Raw genomic sequence first — 21,221 nt, 5'->3', positions numbered from 1 at the left:
ACGTCAGTTTCGGTTAAAGCCTGTGACAGCATTTATTTAATCGCGTCAGAAGAGGCGGGCCGGGAGAAAGAGCATGCAATGGAGACAGGGCGAATGAAGACCTCGGATGTGATCGTCAGCTTTCGCGGCGTACGCAAGACGTACGACGGCGAGACACTGGTCGTCAAACAACTTGACCTGGATATTTACCAGGGAGAGTTTCTGACGCTGCTCGGGCCTTCCGGCTCGGGCAAAACCACCTGCCTGATGATGCTTGCCGGCTTCGAGTTTCCCACCGGGGGCGAGATCCGCCTCGAAGGCAAGTTGCTTAACAACGTGCCGCCGCACAAGCGCGACATCGGCATGGTGTTTCAGAACTATGCGCTCTTTCCGCATCTCACGGTCGAGCAGAACGTGGCTTACCCGCTGGGCGTGCGCAAGGTGCCCACTGCGGAACGCGCGCAGCGCGTAGATGACGCGCTCAGGATGGTGCGCATGGAAGGCTTCGCGAAGCGCTATCCGGCGCAACTTTCGGGCGGCCAGCAGCAGCGCATTGCGCTCGCCCGCGCGCTCGTGTTCCAGCCCAAGCTCGTGCTGATGGACGAGCCGCTCGGCGCGCTCGACAAGCAATTGCGCGAACATATGCAGTACGAACTGAAGTCGCTGCACGAGAAGCTCGGCGTTACCTTCGTCTACGTGACGCACGACCAGGGCGAGGCGCTCACGATGTCGGACCGCGTGGCCGTGTTCGACAAGGGCATCGTGCAGCAGCTCGACACCGTGGACCGGCTTTACGAGTCGCCTTGCAACGAGTTCGTGGCGAACTTCATCGGCGACAGCAACCGGCTGCGCGGCACCATCGCCGCCGTGGATGGCGAGTACTGCGAAATGCATCTCGCCGACGGCACGCGCCTGAAGGGCCGCAATGTCGCGGGGGCGCAGGCTGGCGCCGCGGCTATCGCGTGCATTCGCCCCGAGCGCATGAAGCTCGCGAACGGTTCGAAGGGCCATGGCGCAAACGCGCTGGCGGGCGAAGCGCGCGGCCTCATCTATTTCGGCGACCACGTGCGCATGCGCTGTGGGCTGCCCCAGCAGGACGAGTGCTTCGTGAAGGTGCCGCTTGGCACCGAGGCGCTCGATGGCTTCGCGCCCGGTCAGCCGGTCGCACTCGAATTCGCGCCTGAGCATTTGCGCGTGTTCGCATGAGGCGTGCGGGCGTGGCGCGCAATTTCGCGCGCCGTCGCTTCGCGAAGCAAGCGTCTCGACGACCGGGTCACGTTTCTCGCACCGAAGGGCCCGGCAAGACAAACCACCAAGGAGAAGGGACTCAACCATGAAGCAGATCGGCAACATGCGCGTTGCAGCGGTCGCGGCCGCGCTCGCACTCTCGTTCGGCGTGGCGAATGCCGCGGAACTGACCGTCGTGAACTTTGGCGGCGCCAATGGCAATGCGCAGAAGGCGGCGTTCAACGAGCCGTTCCAGGCGCAGACGGGCAACAAGATCACCGCTGTCGAGTACAACGGCGAGCAGGCCAAGGTGAAGGCCATGGTCGACGCGAAGCACGTGGACTGGGACGTGGTGGAAGTCGAAACCGGCGACATCGCGCGCGGCTGCGACGAAGGTCTCTACGAGAAGCTCGACTGGGCCAAGCTCGGCAACAAGGGTGATTTCATGCCGGCGGCGCAGCAGCCCTGCGGCGCAGGCTTCTTCGTTTGGTCCACGGCGCTCGCCTACAACGCCGACAAGCTCAAGACCGCCCCTGCGAACTGGGCCGACTTCTGGGACGTGAAGAAATTCCCGGGCAAGCGCGGCATGCGCAAGGGCGCGCGCTACAACATGGAATTCGCGCTGATGGCCGATGGCGTGGCGCCCCAGGACGTCTACAAGGTGCTCGCGACGAAGGCCGGTCAGGACCGCGCTTTCAAGAAGCTCGATGAACTGAAGCCGAACATCCAGTGGTGGGAAGCCGGCGCGCAGCCGCCGCAATTCCTGGTCGCGGGCGACGTGGTGATGTCCACGGCGTACAACGGCCGTATCGACGCCGCGCAGCGCGAAGGCAAGAACCTCAAGGTCGTGTGGACCGGCAGCATTTACGACCTCGACTACTGGGCGATCCCGAAGGGCGCGCCGAACAAGGCGCTGGCCGAGCAGTACATCGCCTACACGCTTTCGCCGAAGCCGCAGCAGGCGTACGCGCAGCACATCGCCTACGGCCCGGTGAACGCGAATGCGATCAAGGCGCTCGACGCGAAGACGCTCGCCAACCTGCCGAATTCGCCGGCCAACGGCAAGAACGCCATTCAGGAGAACCTGACGTTCTGGACCGACCACGGCGACGAGCTGGAGCAGCGCTTCGCCTCGTGGGCCGCGAAGTAAGCGTGAAGTAGCGACGCTCCGGTGCACCACGCGCCGGAGCGTTTGGCCGCTTCGTGCGGCCCAGAGGCTGGAGACAGTAAGTGACCACAATGACGACCGTGACCAACGTTACCGGCGCGGCACGCGAAGAAACCGCGCGCCTGAAGCGCGAACTGCGCGTGGCGCAAGCGAAGAAGCGCACGATGGCGCTCATGCTGATCGCGCCGCTCGCGATCTTTTTGCTGCTGATTTTCGTGGTGCCGATCGCCGCGCTCCTCACACGCGCGGTGCAGAATCCCGAAGTGGCGACGGCGCTGCCGCATACCATCACGGCGCTGCGCGACTGGGACCGCAAGAGCGCGCCGCCCGACGCGGCCTACGCGGCGCTTGCGCAAGACCTGATTGTCGTAAAGGACGGCGACGCGATGGGCGCGCTGGCACGCCGCCTGAACGTCGAAATCGCGGGCTTCCGCTCGCTGGTCGCGAAGACCGCGCGCGCCATGCCGCTTGCCGACGACAACGGCAAACCGCTCACGCTCACCCCCGCGCAAACGCGCGCCAAAATCGTCGAACTCGACGACCGCTGGAACGACGTCGCGTATTGGCAGGCCATCGCGAAGAATAGTTCGCGTTACTCACCGTTCTATCTGCTCGCCTCGCTCGATCACCGGCAGGACGCATTCGGCAACATCGTGCCCGCCGACCCCGATCAGCAGATCTATCTCGACGTATTCGCCCGCACCTTCGTCATCAGCGTGTTCGTGACGCTGTTCGCGCTGCTGCTCGGCTACCCGCTCGCCTACTGGATCTCGACGCTCTCCGAGCGCCGCGCGAATCTCGTGATGATCCTCGTGCTGATTCCGTTCTGGACATCGATTCTCGTGCGCGTGGCCGCGTGGATCGTGATTCTCCAGGGCGAGGGTCTCGTCAACAAGGCGCTGCTGGGCACGGGCCTGATCTCGCAGCCATTGACGCTGCTGTTCAACCGTGTGGGCGTCTATATTTCGATGACGCACATCCTGCTGCCGTTCATGGTGCTGCCGCTCTACAGCGTGATGAAGTCGATTCCGCCCACGTACCAGCGTGCGGCGGTGTCGCTCGGCAGCCATCCGTTCGCGGCCTTCTGGCGCGTGTATGTGCCGCAGACCTATCCGGGTGTGGGCGCGGGCGTGCTGCTCGTGTTCATTCTCTCGATTGGCTACTACATCACGCCGGCGCTGCTCGGCGGCCCGGGCGACCAGATGGTCAGCTATTACGTGGCGTACTTCACCAACGTGTCGATCAACTGGGGCATGGCCTGCGCGCTCGGTGCGCTGCTGCTCGCGGCGACCACGGTGCTCTATTTCGTCTACGCGCGCTTCACGCGCACGCAACTGAGCCTTGGCTGAGGAAGGCGCAATCATGAAATTCGCCAAACCGCTTTTTGCGCCGCATACGTCCGCCGTCGAACGCGTGTGGTACTTCGCGTTGCGCGCGCTCGTCGTGCTCACGTTGCTGTATTTGATCCTGCCGGTGCTCGCCATCGTGCCGCTGTCGTTTTCGTCGAGCACGTTCCTGGTCTATCCGATTCCGGGCTGGTCGCTGCGCTGGTACGAAAACCTCGTGATGTCCGACGAATGGCGCATGGCCGCGAAGAACAGCTTCATCGTGGGCCCGGCGGCAACGTTCGTTGCAACCGTGCTCGGCACGCTCGCGGCCATCGGTATCACGAAGGCCGATTTCCGCGGCAAGGCGCTGCTCATGGCTGTGCTCATTTCGCCGATGATCGTGCCCGTAGTGGTGGTGGGTGTGGGCATGTACCTGTTCTTCGCGCCGCTCGGCCTCGCCAATACGTATCTCGGGCTGATCCTCGCGCATGCGTCGTTGGGCGTGCCGTTCGTCGTGACGACTGTCGCGGCCACGCTGCAAGGCTTCAATCACAATCTCGTGCGTGCGAGCCTTTCGCTCGGGGCCAATCCGGTCACGACGTTCTTCCGCATCACGCTGCCCGTGATCGCGCCGGGTGTGATTTCGGGCGCTCTCTTTGCGTTCGCGACGTCGTTCGATGAGGTGGTCGTGACGCTGTTCCTCGCGGGCGCCGACCAGACCACCTTGCCGCGCCAGATGTTCACGGGTATTCGCGAGAACATCAGCCCGACGATCGCTGCGCTCGCAACGATCCTGATCGTGTTTTCCACGTGTCTGCTGCTCGCGCTCGAATGGTTGCGCGGCAGGAATGCGGCGCGCGCGGTGAAGGCTTGATCGTGTGAGAGGTTGACGGAAAAAAGGCAGCGCCGCGGCGCTGCCTTTTTAGTTTCCGCGCGTTACGCCTGAAGCAGCGCCGGCACGCGCCGCTTGACCCACTGCGTGGCCCGATCGTACGCATGGGCGAGTTGCAGCACCGAAAGATCCGCCTGCGGCTTGCCGATCACCTGCAGCCCCATCGGCAGGCCTTGCGCATTGAAGCCCGCAGGCACGCTGATCACGGGCAGTCCGGCAAGGCTGCCGCCAATCACGACTTCCATCCAGCGGTGATAGGTGTCCATTGTGCGGCCCGCGATCGACTTCGGCCAATGCTCGCTTGCTTCGAACGGGAAGACTTGAGCGCTTGGCAGCACGAGGTAGTCGTAATGCTCGAAGAGGGCGAGCAGCGCGTTGTACCACTGGCTGCGCCTGACCGTGGCGTTCCACACGTCTTCGCCCGAGAGCTTCAGGCCGCCTTCCACTTCCCATTGCGCTTCCGGTTTGAGTTGCGTGCGCTTTTCCGGGGCGCGATAGAGCGCGCCCAACGTGCCCGCGCACGAGAAGTGGCGCAGCGTGAGCCAGGTTTGCCATAGGCGCTCCATGGCGAAGTCGGGGCGCGCGGCCTCGACCTTGCAACCGATCGATTCGAAGTCCTTGAGCGCCGTTTCGCACAGTGCGAGCACGCCGTCTTCCATCGGCAGATAGCCGTCGTAATCGCCTAGCCAACCGATGCGCGCGCAACCAAAGTCGCGTTCGAGCGAGCCCGCGAACTGCGCGGGATCTTCGGCAATGGAAAGCGGTGCGCGTGCATCGTAGCCCGCCTGGGTGGAGAGCAGCATTGCGAGGTCGGGCACGTTGCGGGCCATCGGCCCCGCATAGCCGAGCTGGTGGAAGAACAGTTCGTGGGCGGGCACGGAAGGCACGCGCCCTTGCGACGGACGGAACCCGAACACGTTGTTCCAGGCGGCGGGATTGCGCAGCGACCCCATCATGTCGCTGCCGTCCGCCACGGGCAGCATGCGCAGCGCGAGCGCCACGGCCGTGCCGCCGCTGCTGCCGCCCGCGCTGCGCGTGGGGTCGTAAGCATTGAGCGTGGCGCCGAAGACCGTGTTGTAGGTATTCGAGCCGAGGCCGAATTCCGGCGTGTTCGTCTTGCCGATGAAGATCGCACCCTGCGCGCGCATGCGCGCGGCCATCAGGGAATCGGCTGCGGGCACTTCGTTGCGGAACAGCGGCGAGCCCTGCGTGTAGGGAATGCCGGCCGTGGCCGTGAGATCCTTCGGCGCTTGCGGCATGCCGTGCATCCAGCCAAGGTACTCGCCTCGCGCGAGCTGCGCGTCGCGTTCGCCGGCCTCGGCGAGCAGCGTGGCGCGCTCGCGCAGCGAGACGATGGCGTTGGCCGGCGTATTCACGCGCTCGATATGGTCGAGAAACGCGGTCATCACTTCGCGGCAGGACACCTTGCGAAGCCGTATCCATTCCGAAAGCTGGAGCGCGTCGGCCGCGACGAGATCGTTGGGGGACAGTTGTGCGGGGGACGGCTGTGCCTGGTTCATACGTATCTCTCGTTTGCGGATGGAACAAGGGGAGAGTCATTGTCGCGCAGGCACGGCGCAAGCGAAAGGAAACGAATGGTTGCCGTTATGGGCAGATGGTTGCCGCGTGGGGCGGCCAGGCTATCGTACGGGTGCAATGGGTGCCGATGTGTCGTTGCCCGCTGTAGCAGGCTCCATAAGAGGAAGTGGGGCGCCACCGAGGGCTTGATAGAGCGCTGCTGTGTCCGTTAGCCGGTCCGCATGAACGCGTGTGCGGTCGAGCATCGTCTGGAGTGCCTGGCGTTGTGCATCGATCAGCGAAAACTCGCTCACGTCGCCTGCGCTGTAGCGAGTGTGTGTGATCGCCGCGTTGGCCTGGGCTTCGCGGGCGGCGTCGTCGCGCGCCTGCAGTTCGGTCGCATCGTTCTGGAGCGCCTGCAGTGAGTCGGCGACCTGCTGCAATGCTTGCAGAACGGTCTGGCGATAGTCGGCGAAGGCGGCTTCATACGCCGCTTCTGACGCGCGCTTCTTCGCGCGCAATTCGCCGCCATGGAACAGCGGCTGTGTGAGGCCGAGACCGAGGTTCCAGATATTGAGTCCGTTGACGACGTCCTCGATGTGCGTGCGCTCCGATCCTATGCCCGCGGAGAGCGAGATCTGTGGGAAGAGATTGGCGGTGGCCACGCCGACGTTCGCGCCCGCCTGGTGCAGCAGCGCTTCGGCGGCGCGTATGTCGGGACGCTCGCGCGCCAGCGTGGAAGGCACGGTGAGCGAGACCGTGTCGGGCAGATGCAGGGTATCGAGAGCCAGTGCGTCGAGCGGCGCGGCGAACTGCGAAGGCGCAACGCCCAGCAGGGTTGCGAGCTGATGCTCTGCGGCATCGCGCTGTGTTTCGAGCGGCGGCAGCGAGGCGCGCGTTTGCGCGAGCAGCGTGCGCTGGCTTCGCACGTCGATCTCCGCTATGCCGCCGGCCGTGTAGCGCGCTTGCATGATCGCGAGTTGGCGTGCCTGTGCCTGCGCGAGTTGCGTTGTGAGGTCGATCTGGCGTTGGAGCGACGCGCGGCGTATGGACGTAGCAACCACGTTGCCGGCCACCGAGAGTCGCGCAGCCTCCATTTCGTATGCCTGATAATCGACCTGGGCGAGTGCGGCTTCGAGCGCACGACGGTTGGCGCCGAACACGTCGAATACGTACGAAACGCTCACCGATGCGCTGTAAAGCGTAAACGGCGGTGGATTCGGCACTTGTGTAATGCCGAACGCGGCGAGATCGACCTTCTGGCGCGTGCCGGAAAGCTTCAGATCAACGGAGGGAAAGTTTGCCGCGCCTGCTTGCGCGTTGTAGTTTTCGCGCGCCTCGACGAGCTTCGCGCGCGCCGAGTCGAGCGTAGGGCTCGCGCGCAAGGCCTGATCCACGAGTGCGTTCAACTGCGCGCTGCCGAATTGCGTCCACCACGCGTTCGGCGCGTGTTCCGCCGTGGCGAAGGTCTGCGCACCGCCGCCGGGTCCTGTTGCACTAGCGGTTGTCGCGGGCACGGGCTGACGCGTCCAGCCCGTGGCGTCGGGAGCGGCTGGCGTATGGAAATCGGGGCCCACGGTGCAGCCCGAGAGCGTGAGCACAAGCAGGCAGGCAAAGGCGGCGTCGCGCGTCATGATGATGGGCCTCGCGCTAATCGAGCGTGCGCCGGTAAAAGCGCACGGCGATCGCCATGACCGCGACCGTGAATATAGCGAGCGGCCAGACCGCCGGCCACAGGTCGGTCCAGCCGTTTCCCTTGAGCAGGATGCCGCGCACGAGCCGGTTGAAATACGTGAGCGGCAGCAGGTTGCCGAGCCACTGCGCCCAGCGCGGCATGCCGCCGAACGGGAACATGAAGCCGGAGAGCAGCAGGCTTGGCAGGAAATAGAACATTGTCAGCTGCATGGCCTGCAACTGGTTTTGCGCGAGCGACGAGAGCGTGATGCCCACCGTGAGGTTCGCGGCGATGAAGAGCAGCGCCGAAAGATAGAGCGTGACGAGACCGCCCGCGAACGGCACATGAAACACGTAGCGCGCGGCGAGCACGATGATGGTCGCCTGGATCAGTCCAATCGCCACATACGGAATGATCTTGCCCGTCATCACCTCGATAGGCAGCACGGGCGTGGCGAGCAGATTCTCCATCGTGCCGCGCTCGCGTTCGCGCGTAATGGCGAGGCCCGTCATCATCACCATCGTCATCGTGAGGATCACGCCCATGAGGCCTGGCACCACGTTGTATTGCGTAATGCCCTCGGGGTTATAGAGCCGGTGCACCTGCACGTCGAACGCGGCAGGCGTGCCGTTCAGGTGCGCGAGCGGGCCGGTGAGGTCTTTCGCGGCCACGGGTCCAACAAGGCCCGGCAATGCGGCGAGCGCAGTGGTAATGGCGGTGGGATCGCTCGCATCGGCTTCGACGAGCAGCGAGGGTCTTTCGCCGCGTAGCAGGCGCCGCGAGAAATCGACAGGAATGCTTAGCACGAACTGCACCGTGCCGCGCGCGAGCGCGCGGCGCGCCGAGGCTTCGTCGGGCAGCGTTTCGACCACGTCGAAATAGGCGGAATTGCGCATGCCCGCGACGAAGCTGCGCGCGAACACGCTGTCCTCGCCCACGACAATGGCGGTGGGCAGATGCTTGGGGTCGGTGTTGATCGCGTAGCCAAACAGCGTGAGCTGGATGATCGGCAGGCCGACGATCATCGCGAACGTGATCCGGTCGCGCTTGAGCTGCAAGAACTCCTTGAGCACGATGCTCCACCAGCGCGCCACGGAAAACGGAAACGACGCGCTCACGACGTCACTCCGTAGTTGTCCTGGGCATGGCTCATCAGATAGATGAAGACATCTTCGAGACCGGTGTCGATGCGTTCGGCGCGCAACGGCTGGCCCTCCACCGCGTGCGCGACCGCTGTAGCGAGCGCGGCATGATCGCGTCCGCTCGCATGCAGCGCGGAGCCGAACACCACTGTCTGGTCGATTCCCGGTGCGTTGCGTAACTGCGCCGCCAGCGCGGTCAGGCGCTCGCCATGAATCGCCCACGTTTCGAGGTTCTGTTCGGCGATCACCTCGGCGGCGGTGCCCTGCGTGAGCAGCTTGCCGTAGGCGATATAAGCGAGCTTGTGGCAGCGCTCGGCTTCGTCCATGTAATGCGTGCTCACGAGGACCGAAATGCCCTGCGCGGCAAGCCGGTGCAACTCCTCCCAGAAGTCGCGGCGCGCGGTAGGATCGACGCCCGCAGTCGGTTCGTCGAGCAGCAGCAGTTCGGGCTCGTGCAGCATGCAGGCCGCGAGCGCGAGACGCTGTTTCCAGCCGCCCGAGAGCGCGCCGGTGAGCTGGCTCGCGCGGCTTGCGAGCCCGAGCGATTCTAGCGCGCGATCGACAGCTTCGCGGCGATTCGGCATCTGATAGATGCGCGCGACGAAGTCGAGGTTCTCGCGAATCGTCAGGTCTTCCCAGTACGAGAAGCGCTGCGTCATGTAGCCTACGTGACGCTTGATCTGCGCGCTCTCGCGCAGGATGTCGTAGCCAAGACACGTGCCCGAGCCGGAATCGGGCGTGAGCAGACCGCACATGAGCCGGATCGACGTAGTCTTGCCGCTGCCGTTGGGGCCGAGAAAGCCGAAGATCTCGCCGCGCGCCACGCGCAGCGACACGTCGTTCACAACATGCTTGCTGCCGAAACGCTTGTTGAGATTGCGCACGTCGATGGCGTAGTCGCCTGCAGATTGATCAGGTGTGCTCATTGCAGCGTCACCTCGACCGGTTGGCCCGGATGCAGCTTGACGGCGTCTTGTGCGGCAGGCCGAGCCTCGATCATGAAAACGAGCTTCGCGCGATTTTCGTTGCTGTAAATGACAGGCGGCGTATATTCGGCGGCGTTCGAAATCCAGGTGATGGTGGCGGGGACGTCGGCGGCGCAACCGTCGCAACGCACGTTGACTTTGCGGCCTGGCGCGAGCGAGCCAACGATCGTCTCCGGTACGAAGAAGCGCACCTTCACGTTCTGCGGCGGCAACATCTGCACGACAGGGTTGCCCGCCTGCACCCACTCGCCCACACGAAATAGCGTGTCGTAGACGAGGCCGCCGCTCGGCACGCTCACGCGCTTCTGGTCGAGCCGCCACTGTGCCTGCGCGAGCGAGGCGCGCGCGGCCTCGACGTCGGCGGCCTGGGCGGCGATTTGCGCGGTACGCCCCGGCAGATTCGCCACGCGCACCTGGTTTTGCAGCTCGCGCACCTGGGCAGCTGTGGAGGCCGCCTGCGCGCGCGAGTCGTCGAGTTGTGCCTGTGCAATGCCGCCTGCGCGCAGTTGCGTCTCGTCGCGCGTGAGCTGTAGCGCGGCCTTGTGCGCGTTCGCCTCGGCCTGCGCGAGCTGCGCCTCGGTCACGCGCACTTCGGGCGGGCGCTTGCCGGTCTGGAGATCGGCGAGTTGCTGCTGCGCGGCCGTGAGCCGATGCTGCGCCTCGTCGCGCGCGGCCGCTTCCTCGACGGAGTCGAGCGCGAAGGCGGGTGCATTGGCGGCCACGGTTTGTCCGCGTTGTACTTCGAGGTGCGTGAGCGTGCCCGACTGCGACGACGCGAGGTAGACATACTCGCCCTCTGCGTAGCCCTGCCAGCCGGACGGTTCATGCCGGGAGCAAGCGGCGAGCACGAACGCCACGGCGCACAGGCAGGCCATGCCACGCTTCATGACGCGTTCTCCTTGCGGGGCGCCGCGCGGCGCCCGCGCTTGTCCTGCGGCGCCGGGCGCAAGGCCGCGCTCAACAGCGCGCTCACGTGCCGATGCAGTGCCTCGCGCTCGATTTTCGGAAAGCCGCGCGTGCTTTGCCAGATCTTCGAAGTCGCGAGCGGCAGCATGACGAGCGCAAGAATCGAGATGAAGAGCAGCGGTGCTTCGAGTTCGGCATTCACGCTGCCGTTGCGCTGCGCCTCGCCCATGCGCGCGGCAAAGCGCTGTAAATGCTCAATGGGTAGCCGCTTGAGCATGCGCTCGCGCAGCAAGCCACCTTCGTTGACGATTTCGCGCAGCCAGAGCGGCGGCAGCCAGGGCATGCGCGAGGTGACTTCGAAGAGCCGCGCGACCAGTTCCTCCACGAGCGCGTGAGGGTCTTGCGCAACGTCGCCCTCCACACTCTCCCACACGAACGCAATCGAGCGCGCAATGCGCTCGTCGACCACGGCGTCGAGCAGCTTTTCGCGGTTCGTGAAGTAGTAGTGAACCATGGCGGACGTCACGCCCGCGGCCTCGGCGATCTGCGCCATGGTGGTGGCTGCAATGCCCTGTTCGCCGAACAGTTGCGTGGCGCTGGCGAGCAGCCGCTCGCGCATGTCGAGGTCGGCGGCGGCGCGGCGCCGGCCGCGCGGGCGGGGCGCCACAGCGGCGGCGGTGCGGGAGCGCGTGATCATCGTCTTACTTTAATTCACGCGTTAGTTAAATTCAAACTCCGCGCGCAGTGGGTTAACCCTGCGGCGGCGCCTCATGAGCCGTTTCAGAACTTTCCTATACAAAAACAATGGCGCGTCGTTCAGGCTGTGAGATTCCCGCTGAAGGCTTAAATAAATAACTCCGCCATGGAACAAAAAATGAAACGCATCGTTGTCATCGACGACCATCCCATCGTGCTGAAGATGCTCGCCAACGTGCTGAATACGGAGTACGAACTGGTCGGAGAGTGCAGCGACGGCGAAGAGGGCCTGCGCCTCGTGCAGGAATTGCATCCCGATCTGGTGATCCTCGACCTCGAATTGCCGAAGCTCGACGGCCTTTCCGTCATCCGCGGCATTCGCGCGAAGCAGCCCGGCGCGCGCATTCTCGTGCTCTCTGCGAAGCCCGAGTTGGTCATGGCCAATCACACGCGCGTGGCGGGTGCGAACGGCTATGTCAACAAGAATCGCGGCGTCGAGGAGCTGTGCGGTGTGGTCAAGGCGGTGCTGCTCGGCTACGACTGCTTCCCGGCGGGCAGTTGCGGCGGCGGCCGCGACGTGGCGCTCAACGGGCTGTCGCCACGCGAAGTCGAAGTGTTGCAATACCTTGCGCGCGGCATGAGCAACAAGGGCATTGCGGGGCGGCTCGGGCTTTCAGATAAAACCGTCAGCACGTATAAGACCCGTGTGCTGGACAAGCTCGGCGTGTCGTCGCTCGCCGCGCTGATCGAGTTTGCGACGTTGAACAAGCTGATCGAATAGCTGAACCGGAAGCGCGGTCGAAAAAAAAGCCCGACTTGCGTCGGGCTCCAAGTGTGACCGCACCCGTTGCCGGGCGCGGCACCTGCAAAAAACGGCTTGCTTACGCCGCGAGCAGCGAGCGCAGCACGAACGGCAGAATACCACCGTGCTTGTAGTAGTCGACTTCGATCGGCGTGTCGATACGCAGCAGCACCTGCACGCGCTGATCCTTGCCGTCCTTGTGGTGGATCACGAGCGTCAGGTCCTGTTGCGGCTTGAAGTCGTCCGTCAGGCCTTCGATGTCGAACGTCTCGTCGCCCGTCAGGCCGAGCGATTGCACGCTGTCCGCGCCCTTGAACTGCAGCGGCAGAACGCCCATGCCGACCAGGTTCGAGCGGTGAATACGCTCGAAGCTGCGTGCAACCACGGCCTTCACACCGAGCAGCTGCGTGCCCTTGGCTGCCCAGTCACGCGACGAACCCGTGCCGTACTCTTCGCCTGCGAACACCATGGTCGGCGTGCCGGCGTCGATGTACTTCATGGCGGCGTCGTAAATCGACAGCTGTTCGCCGCTCGGCTGGTGAATCGTCAGGCCGCCTTCCACGCGCGTGCCGTCGGCCTTTGCCGGGATCATCAGGTTCTTGATACGCACGTTGGCGAAGGTGCCGCGCATCATCACGTCGTGGTTGCCGCGGCGCGAGCCGTAGCTGTTGAAGTCGGCCTTCTGCACGCCGTTTTCCTTCAGCCACTTGCCTGCGGGCGAATCTTCCTTGATCGAGCCAGCCGGGCTGATGTGGTCGGTCGTGACCGAGTCACCGAAAATGCCCAGTGCGCGCGCGCCCTTGATCTCGGGCACTTCCGACGACGGCGTCATCGAAAAATCGCTGCCGAAGAACGGCGGCTCGGCGATGTAGGTCGACTTCGGCCAGTCGTAAACCTGGCCTTCTTCGCCTTCGATCTTGCTCCACAGGTCGCCCTTCTTCGTGAGCTGGCTGTAGTTCTTCTGGAACGCTTCCGGGTCGAGCGCGAACTTGAGCAGCGCGTTGACTTCGTCGCTCGTCGGCCAGATGTCGCCGAGATAGATGTCGCGGCCGCCCTTGCCCTTGCCAACCGGCTCCGTCATCAGGTCGCGCGTGATGTTGCCGGCAATCGCGTAAGCGACGACGAGCGGCGGCGAGGCCAGGAAGTTCGCGCGGATGTTCGGGTGGATACGCGCTTCGAAGTTGCGGTTGCCCGAGAGCACCGCGGCCGCGACGACGTCGTTCTTGACGATCGACTCGTTCAGCTCGGGCGTCAGGTCGCCGGCGTTACCGATACAGGTCGTGCAGCCGTAGGCCGCGAGTTCGAAGCCGAGCTTCGAGAGGTAGGGCAGCAGGCCCGTCTTCGTCAGGTATTCCGTGACGATGCGCGATCCCGGCGCGAGCGACGTCTTGATGTGCGGCGCGACCGTCAGGCCCGCTTCCACGGCCTTCTTCGCGAGCAGACCGGCGGCCAGCAGCACGCTCGGGTTCGACGTGTTCGTGCACGACGTGATCGCGGCGATCAGCACGTCGCCGTTGTGCAGCTTGACCTTCTCGCCCGCCGCGTATTCGGCGGAGAGGTCGGCGGCCTTCTTGTTGAAGCCGTTTTCGGCGACCGGCTTCGAGAACAGGTCGGTGAAGGTCGACTTCACGTGGCCGATTTCGATGCGGTCTTGCGGGCGCTTCGGTCCGGCCAGCGAAGGCGCGACCGTGCCGAGGTCGAGCACGAGCGTCTTCGTGTAGTCGATGTCGCCGGCCTTCGGCACACCGAAGAGGTCCTGGGCCTTGAAGTAGTTCTCGAATGCCGAGATCTCGGCTTCCGTTCGGCCCGTGCCCTTGAAGTAGTCGATCGTCTTTTCGTCGACCGGGAAGAAGCCCATCGTTGCGCCGTATTCCGGCGCCATGTTGCCGATGGTCGCGCGGTCGGGCACGCCGATCGAGGCCGTGCCTTCGCCGAAGAACTCGACGAACTTGCCGACGACCTTTTCCTTGCGGAGCATTTCGGTGATGGTCAGCACGAGGTCGGTTGCCGTGCAGCCTTCGCGCAGCTTGCCCTTCAGCTCGACGCCCACGACGTCCGGCGTGAGGAAGTACACCGGCTGGCCGAGCATGCCGGCTTCGGCTTCGATGCCGCCCACGCCCCAGCCGACCACGCCGATGCCGTTGATCATCGTGGTGTGGCTGTCGGTGCCGACGAGCGTGTCCGGGTAGTAGACGGTATCGCCGCCTTCAGCCTTCTTGTGCACGCCGCGCGCGAGATATTCGAGGTTGACCTGGTGGACGATGCCGATGCCCGGCGGCACGACCTTGAACGTGTCGAACGCCTGCATGCCCCACTTCATGAACTGGTAACGCTCGTTGTTGCGCTGGAATTCCAGCTTCATGTTCAGGTCGAGCGCGTCCTTCTGGCGGAAGTAGTCGATCTGCACCGAGTGGTCGACGACGAGGTCCACCGGCACGAGCGGCTCGATGACCTTCGGGTCGCGGCCGACCTGCTTGGCCACGCCGCGCATGGCGGCGATGTCGGCGAGCAGCGGCACGCCGGTGAAGTCCTGCAGCACGACGCGGGCGACGACAAACGGGATTTCGTCGACGCGCGTGGCGTTCGGCTTCCAGTTCGCGAGTTGCTCGATGTGCTCTTCCGCGATCTTCTTGCCGTCGTAGTTACGCAGCACAGACTCGAGCACCAGACGGATCGAGACCGGCAGGCGATTGATCTTCACGCCAAGCTGCTTGCCGAGCTGCGGCAGCGAGTAGAACTTGCCTTTACCGGAACCGCTGTCGAAATCTTTTAGCGTTTTGTGGAGATTGTGGGCCATAGTGTTTTCCTTCGTTTAATCGCGGAAATAACGCTTACTGCTCATTTGCTGCTGTCACGGATACCTGCCTGATTGCTCAGATCACATACATGTCGACGTACTCGTTGACGGGCAGGGCGCACAGCCGTGCTTCGTCGAGCGAGACATCGAGAATCGCCTGCTGCTGCTTCGCGGGGAAGCGGCGCGCGAGGTTGATTCGAAACTTCTCGATCAATAGCGGGATGCCTGCTTCGCGGCGCCGCTTGTGGCCGATCGGGTACTCCACGACGACCTCGTCGAGCGTCGTGCCGTCGCTTAGCGCTATGGTGAGCGCATTTGCGATCGAACGCTTGTCCGGATCGTGATAATCCTTCGTGAATTGCGGGTCTTCCACGCATACCGTTTTCGCGCGCAGGGCGTCGACGCGCGGGTCGCTCGCGACTTCGTCTTCATAGTCGGCGGCGGTGAGACGCCCGAAGATCAGCGGCACGGCGACCATGTACTGGATACAGTGGTCGCGGTCGGCCGGGTTGGCAAGCGGGCCGCGTTTGTCGATGATGCGGATCGCCGCTTCATGCGTGCGGATGGTGATGCGCTCGATGTCCGCAACCGTCTTGCCGCGTTGCGCGAGCACGCCGTGCAGCGTCATCGCAGCTTCGGCTGCGGTCTGCGCGTGGAATTCAGCGGGGAACGAAATCTTGAACAGCACGTTTTCCATCACGTACGTGCCGTAGGGGCGCTGGAAGCTGAACGGCTGTCCCTTGAACGAGACGTCGTAGAAGCCCCACGTTTTCGCCGTGAGCGCCGAGGGATAGCCCATCTCGCCCGTTTTCGCCATGAGCGCGAGACGCACCGCGCGCGAGGTGGCGTCGCCGGCGGCCCACGACTTGCGCGAGCCCGTATTGGGCGCATGGCGGTAGGTGCGCAGCGACTGGCCGTCGACCATCGCGAGCGTGACGGCGTTGATCAGCTCGTCGCGCGTGAGCCCGAGCAGGTGGCCGACCACGGCGGTCGAGGCGAGCTTCACGAGCAGCACATGGTCGAGACCGACCTTGTTGAACGAGTTCTCCAGCGCAATGCAGCCCTGGATCTCGTGCGCCTTCACCATGCCTTCGAGCACGTGCCGCATGGTGAGCGGCGATTTGCCCTGAGCGATGGCGGTGCGCGAGAGCCAGTCGGCGGTCGCGAGAATGCCGCCCAGGTTGTCCGACGGATGGCCCCATTCGGCGGCGAGCCACGTGTCGTTGAAGTCGAGCCAGCGGATCATCGCGCCAATGTTGAACGCGGCCTGAACCGGGTCGAGCTGGAATGACGTGCCTGGCACCTTCGCGCCGTGAGGGACGATCGTGCCCGGCACGATCGGTCCCAGCAGCTTGGTGCAGGCAGGGTAGGAGAGCGCCTCGAGTCCGCAGCCGAGGGTGTCGATCAGGCAATGCCGGGCCGTTGTCAGCGCGAGCGCGCTGTCTACCCGGAAATTCAGCACATAGTCGACGATATCGACCAGTACCTGGTCCGGATGCGGCCTGACGTTGGAGATCAGGGCGGACATCGAGGCGGTCCCTGGCCGAGGCTTACTGGCCTGCTGCGCCGCTAGCCGGTGCGGCGCGGTTGGCCGGGTTCAGCGCGTTGGCCTGCGTCGGCGCCATGGCGCCTTGCTGCATGGCAACGGTCTTGCACTCGTCGGCGAGGCGCGAGCTGTCCTTGTCCGAGAACAGCATGGCCTTCGTCGGGATCACGACGAGGTCGAGGCCGGTGGCGGCGTCGTGGAAGCGGTCGGCACCCGTGGTCGTGGTCTGGCGCGGCAGGTTGTAGTTCTTGTTCGCCCAGTGAACGGTGACGATCTGGTCACGCGCCATGTCGCCCTTCAGGTCGAATTGCGCGCCTTCAGCGCAGCTCCAGTGCTCCGAGCCTTCCGGGACCGGATCGACCTTCGCTTCCTTGGCCGGATTGGCCTTGCGCTTGATGATGCGATGCTTCGGGGCCGGCTTCTTGGCAGTCGTGGTCGACGACGTGCCTTGTGCGGCGGCGTCGGTGGCGGCCAGCATCAGCGTCGAGGACAGTGTGCCGATGACAGCGGCGATCAGCAGTTTCTTCATGAGTGTCAAACCTTTATCTATCTAAATGCGGTTGATCAGTGCGCGGTTGAACAGGCAACCGCCGTTTGCACTGCGCGCGCCCCGAAAGCGCGCAGCGGACGCTATTTTCACCTATTTATCGCCATGAACTTCAATTTCTCAGGCCCGGTGTTGTTTGCGCCTTGGTTCGCTAGTAACTGCCTGTAACTGTGCGTGACTGCCGGTGCTGCGCTATGCGGTGCGCGCCCCGCGTTGCTGCTCTGGCGCAATACGTTGAAAACGTTTTCCGCGCCCGTTCGTGGCGCACGTCACGCCTTCTGCGCCTTCTCGCCGGATGTAGCGACGCCCGACGCGAACAGCGGTGCCGCTTCGGCCGGCACGGCACGGCCGGTGGCGCGTGCGCGGCGCAGCACCGACCAGTAATAGCGGTAGCTCGCGCGGTCGTGCAGCGTGTCGCCGTGGCGTGTCGGACCCCATTGTGCGTGCTGCGCCGCCAGCAGGATTTCGGCGGCCAGGGCGATTTCCTCGTCGCGCGGCGCGAAAGCGGCCACGATCGCGGGAATCTGCGCCGGGTGAATGCTCCACATGCGCGTGTAGCCGAATTCGTTACGCGCGCGGCGCGCGTCGTTCGCCACTACTTCCATGTCGCGCACTTCCGTGCTCACGTTGTGCGAGGGGACGCGGCCAAAAGCGTGGCACGCGGCCGCGATTTCGAGCTTCGCGCGGCGCACGAGCGGGTGATCGAACTGGCCGGGCGAGCGCATGGCCGTGTCGGGAATGGCGCCGTCGTGCGCGGAGACGAAGTCCATCAGGCCGAAGCTCAGCGACTCGACGCCGCGCAGCGCAGCGAGGTCGAATACGCGCGCGAGCGCACCGTGCGTTTCGACGAGCAATTGAACGGGAATGGGCGTGTCGATGCCCATCTCGACGCGCGTGGCTTCGATGAAGGCCGTCATTTCGGCGGCGTCGCCCACGGCGCGGATCTTCGGCAGCGTGATGAAGGCCGGCGCACGTTTGGCGGCGCGCAGGATCATGCGCACGTCGTCGCGCCAGTGCGGGTGATGAAAATCGTGGATGCGCACGCCAACGCGGCCAAAGCGGTCGTGCTCGCCGCCGATGAACGACGCCACCAGCTCGGCGTGTTCGGCCTCGCGGCCGACCTGCGCGCCGTCTTCGCAGTCGAGCGTGATGTCGAATACCGGGCCCAACTGCTGCTGCAGCGCGAGCGATTTGAGCATCAGCTTCTCACTGCCCGCGTAGTGGTCGCATGCGGGCAGGATGGCAGGCGGCGCTTCGCCGTCAAACAGCACTTCGGCTGGGAGCATGGCGCGCATCTTCGGCGTCGGGAGTCGAGTTTTGTAGGAGATACCGGATTCGGATGCGTCCTGCGAGCAAGGCGCATGCGGATCGGGCGGGCCGCGTAGGTGGGGCCGCCTAGGGGCCCGCTTAGGGCGGCGGAGCTAGCCCCGCGCGCCCATAAAGCAGAACGGAACGGGCGTTAATCGCGCGTTCCGTTCATACAGCTGGCTTACTTGCCGAGCAGGTGAGCCACGCCTTCGCGCTCTTCGAGCAGCTCGTTCAGCGTGCCGTCCATCTTTTCACGCGAGAACGCGTCGATTTCCAGGCCTTCCACGCGCTTGTATTCGCCGTTTTCGCAGGTTACGGGCACGCCGTAGATGATGTCTTCGGGAATGCCGTACGAGCCGTCCGACGGGATGCCCATCGTGACCCACTTGCCGTTCGTGCCGAGAACCCAGTCACGCACGTGGTCGATGGCTGCGTTGGCGGCCGACGCTGCCGACGACAGGCCGCGCGCTTCGATGATCGCAGCGCCGCGCTTGCCGACCGTCGGGATGAACGTGTCGCGGTTCCACACGTCGTCGTTGATCAGCGCGTTGAGCGACTGGCCGTCGACCGTGGCGAAACGGAAGTCGGGGTACATCGTCGGCGAGTGGTTGCCCCACACGGCGAGCTTCTCGATCGAAGCGACCGGCTTGCCCGACTTGGCGGCCAGTTGCGAGAGCGCGCGGTTGTGGTCCAGACGCAGCATGGCGGTGAAGTTCTTCTTCGGCAGGTCCGGAGCCGACTTCATGGCGATGTAGGCGTTCGTGTTGGCCGGGTTGCCGACGACCAGCACCTTCACGTCGCGGCTGGCGACGTCGTTCAGCGCCTTGCCCTGAACCGTGAAGATTTCAGCGTTGGCCGAGAGCAGGTCCTTACGCTCCATGCCCTTCGAGCGGGGGCGTGCGCCAACCAGCAGGGCAACGTCGGCGTCCTTGAACGCGACCTTCGGGTCGTCGGTGATGACCACGCCCGCGAGCAGCGGGAATGCGCAGTCGTCCAGTTCCATCACAACGCCCTTGACGGCGGCTTGCGCTTGCGGAAGGTCAAGCAGTTGCAGGATGACGGGCTGATCCTTGCCGAGCAGGTCGCCATTCGCAATGCGGAACAGCAGGGAGTAAGCGATCTGACCTGCGGCGCCGGTGACGGCAACGCGCTTTGCGGGCTTAGCCATTGAAAATCTCCAGGAAGATGCGTTAGACGCCAGGGTAAAACGCCATTCTATATGCGCGATACACGAAGCGTAGGTGAAACCGGCGGTCTTTCTCGCTGGCGTGCGCGCTTCACTGGAACAACAATGACTGACAAGCCGTGACGCGTGCGCCGCCGGCGCGGACCGCCGTGCCGGTAACCTGTGCAACATGGCAAGAGGTGAACGGAGCGCCCTTCGAGGGGCGCCGGACGCTGGCCGCTTCGCGTGTGCCGACTCCTGCAACAGCTCGCTCGGGCTCTCCCACAGATGCGCGGCGCGCGATGACTCACGCGTGCCGGCTGGGCGGATGAAACCTCTACTGCGTTTACTGCGTGAGGGAACAGCATCGTGCAAGGCGGCTCGCGGCGCATTCGCCACGAGGTGGATGCAGCCGGCGGCTCCTCTTCGTCATGCCGGTTTCATGTCCTGAAATTAGCATGCAGCCTGCCCGCAAACCCTTGCTCGATCGGGAGTGTAGGAGTCGTCAGGGTCAAAGTCAACAGTATCTTATGTCTTATATAAGACATAACTATTGCAGGCAAAACGCTTGATGCGTGGGGGGCTTTATGTTGAAATGCGCGCCATGAGTGCAAACCCGGCCAGCAACGCGAATTCCACCGCTCCCGAGAGCGGGGTTCCAGCGTCTGCGCCCGCGGTGCCCCCGTCCCCGACCTTCAGTCCGCTGTACCAGCAGATCAAGGGGCTCATTACACAGAGCCTCGAGTCCGGCGAATGGAAGCCCGGTGAAATCATCCCCAGCGAAGTCGAACTGGCCGCCCGTTACAAGGTGAGTCAGGGGACCGTGCGCAAGGCGATCGACGAACTGGCTGCCGACAATCTGCTGGTGCGCCGTCAGGGTAAGGGTACTTTTGTTGCAACGCACAACGAAGAGCGCGCCCAGTTTCGCTTCCTCAGGTTGCTCGCCGATGACGGCGCGGAGCACCCGCACGTGAGCAAGCTGCTCGAGTGCCGGCGCCTGCGCGCTTCGGCCGAGATTGCGCGCCAGCTCGACCTCAAGCCCTCGGACCCGGTGGTGCTGATCCGGCGTCTGCTGCAGTTCGATGGCGAAAGCACCGTGCTCGACGAGATCTGGTTGCCAGGCGGTGTGTTCCGCGGCCTGACGAGCGAGCGCCTCGCCGACTACAAAGGCCCGCTCTACGCCATGTTCGAGGCGGAGTTCGGCACGCGCATGATACGCGCGACCGAGAAGATCCGCGCCGTGGCCGCCGAGCCTACCGTGGCCGATCTGCTCAAGGTGCCGGCGGGTTTTCCTTTGCTATCGGTCGAGCGGGTGTCCTATACCTATGGAGACCGGCCGGTCGAGGTACGCCGCGGATGGTATGTCACAACCGGGTACTACTATCAGAATGATTTGAGTTGACGAGCGCCGCGCGAAAGACGCGCAGCCCTTCCCCAGAGTGCCTTTGCTTGCGCGCACCACCGCCGTACCCGACGTGGATTTCGCTGCAGCGCGATATGAAAAGGCGCTAAAATTGCGAATTAGTGTTAACACATAGT

17 protein-coding genes are annotated in these 21,221 nt (G+C 64.3%); 6 read left to right on the top strand and 11 right to left on the bottom strand.

Annotated elements, in window-relative coordinates; genetic code table 11:
* Window positions 1-93 precede the first annotated feature (93 nt).
* From U5A58_RS29385 to U5A58_RS29370, 4 genes are all read left to right on the top strand, one after another.
* Entirely contained in the window at window positions 94-1,185 is a 1,092-nt protein-coding gene (locus U5A58_RS29385; RefSeq protein WP_321964033.1) for an ABC transporter ATP-binding protein, read from the top strand.
* Window positions 1,186-1,312: 127 nt separating this feature from the next.
* Entirely contained in the window at window positions 1,313-2,356 is a 1,044-nt protein-coding gene (locus U5A58_RS29380) for an ABC transporter substrate-binding protein (protein ID WP_415764486.1), read from the top strand.
* An 89-nt stretch (window positions 2,357-2,445) separates the two neighbouring features.
* Window positions 2,446-3,723 (top strand): ABC transporter permease, encoded by a 1,278-nt coding sequence (locus tag U5A58_RS29375; RefSeq protein WP_321964171.1) that lies wholly within the window; start codon window positions 2,446-2,448, stop codon window positions 3,721-3,723.
* A gap of 13 nt (window positions 3,724-3,736) precedes the next feature.
* Complete coding sequence (locus tag U5A58_RS29370; protein ID WP_028202887.1) at window positions 3,737-4,576, top strand: ABC transporter permease; 840 nt, start codon at window positions 3,737-3,739, stop codon at window positions 4,574-4,576.
* Between the two features lie 62 nt (window positions 4,577-4,638).
* On the opposite strand, the gene U5A58_RS29365 is transcribed toward U5A58_RS29370, so the two are convergent.
* The 6 genes from U5A58_RS29365 to U5A58_RS29340 all read right to left on the bottom strand — a co-directional run bounded on the left by U5A58_RS29365 (window position 4,639) and on the right by U5A58_RS29340 (window position 11,518).
* A complete protein-coding gene (locus U5A58_RS29365) occupies window positions 4,639-6,114 on the bottom strand; it encodes an amidase (protein WP_321964032.1) in 1,476 nt (491 codons plus the stop codon).
* A gap of 120 nt (window positions 6,115-6,234) precedes the next feature.
* Window positions 6,235-7,746: an efflux transporter outer membrane subunit gene (locus tag U5A58_RS29360; protein WP_321964030.1), complete on the bottom strand. Its 1,512-nt coding sequence runs from the start codon at window positions 7,744-7,746 to the stop codon at window positions 6,235-6,237.
* Window positions 7,747-7,762: 16 nt separating this feature from the next.
* Complete coding sequence (locus U5A58_RS29355; RefSeq protein ID WP_321914334.1) at window positions 7,763-8,905, bottom strand: ABC transporter permease; 1,143 nt, start codon at window positions 8,903-8,905, stop codon at window positions 7,763-7,765.
* Window positions 8,902-9,855, bottom strand: a complete 954-nt coding sequence (locus U5A58_RS29350) for an ABC transporter ATP-binding protein (RefSeq protein WP_321933895.1) — start codon at window positions 9,853-9,855, stop codon at window positions 8,902-8,904. The genes U5A58_RS29355 and U5A58_RS29350 overlap by 4 nt, the downstream gene beginning before the upstream one ends.
* The gene (locus U5A58_RS29345; protein WP_321964028.1) at window positions 9,852-10,802 is read right to left on the bottom strand and encodes an HlyD family secretion protein; all 951 of its coding nucleotides are present in this window, start codon (window positions 10,800-10,802) and stop codon (window positions 9,852-9,854) included. The genes U5A58_RS29350 and U5A58_RS29345 overlap by 4 nt, the downstream gene beginning before the upstream one ends.
* Window positions 10,799-11,518: a TetR/AcrR family transcriptional regulator gene (locus U5A58_RS29340; protein ID WP_321964027.1), complete on the bottom strand. Its 720-nt coding sequence runs from the start codon at window positions 11,516-11,518 to the stop codon at window positions 10,799-10,801. The genes U5A58_RS29345 and U5A58_RS29340 overlap by 4 nt, the downstream gene beginning before the upstream one ends.
* A 177-nt stretch (window positions 11,519-11,695) precedes the next feature.
* Here U5A58_RS29340 and U5A58_RS29335 point away from each other — a divergent pair, with 177 nt between their 5' ends.
* Window positions 11,696-12,298: a response regulator transcription factor gene (locus U5A58_RS29335; protein ID WP_321914330.1), complete on the top strand. Its 603-nt coding sequence runs from the start codon at window positions 11,696-11,698 to the stop codon at window positions 12,296-12,298.
* A 100-nt stretch (window positions 12,299-12,398) separates the two neighbouring features.
* Here U5A58_RS29335 and acnA read toward each other — a convergent pair whose 3' ends face one another.
* The 5 genes from acnA to U5A58_RS29310 form a co-directional block, all read right to left on the bottom strand.
* Entirely contained in the window at window positions 12,399-15,116 is a 2,718-nt protein-coding gene (gene acnA / locus U5A58_RS29330) for an aconitate hydratase AcnA (protein ID WP_321964025.1), read from the bottom strand.
* A 76-nt stretch (window positions 15,117-15,192) separates the two neighbouring features.
* Complete coding sequence (locus tag U5A58_RS29325; protein ID WP_321964024.1) at window positions 15,193-16,644, bottom strand: bifunctional 2-methylcitrate dehydratase/aconitate hydratase; 1,452 nt, start codon at window positions 16,642-16,644, stop codon at window positions 15,193-15,195.
* A gap of 22 nt (window positions 16,645-16,666) precedes the next feature.
* Entirely contained in the window at window positions 16,667-17,191 is a 525-nt protein-coding gene (locus U5A58_RS29320) for a hypothetical protein (protein ID WP_321964023.1), read from the bottom strand.
* A gap of 287 nt (window positions 17,192-17,478) precedes the next feature.
* Complete coding sequence (locus U5A58_RS29315; protein ID WP_321914326.1) at window positions 17,479-18,504, bottom strand: HpcH/HpaI aldolase/citrate lyase family protein; 1,026 nt, start codon at window positions 18,502-18,504, stop codon at window positions 17,479-17,481.
* 194 nt (window positions 18,505-18,698) lie between these two features.
* Complete coding sequence (locus U5A58_RS29310) at window positions 18,699-19,685, bottom strand: malate dehydrogenase (RefSeq protein WP_158760585.1); 987 nt, start codon at window positions 19,683-19,685, stop codon at window positions 18,699-18,701.
* Between the two features lie 601 nt (window positions 19,686-20,286).
* Here U5A58_RS29310 and U5A58_RS29305 point away from each other — a divergent pair.
* Window positions 20,287-21,084: a GntR family transcriptional regulator gene (locus U5A58_RS29305; RefSeq protein ID WP_158760584.1), complete on the top strand. Its 798-nt coding sequence runs from the start codon at window positions 20,287-20,289 to the stop codon at window positions 21,082-21,084.
* Window positions 21,085-21,221 lie beyond the last annotated feature (137 nt).

This window comes from Paraburkholderia sp. J7, from assembly GCF_905220155.1.
Taxonomy (GTDB): domain Bacteria; phylum Pseudomonadota; class Gammaproteobacteria; order Burkholderiales; family Burkholderiaceae; genus Paraburkholderia.
Note: the sequence above shows the minus strand (reverse complement) of the source record. Positions and strands in the feature narration are given on the sequence as shown.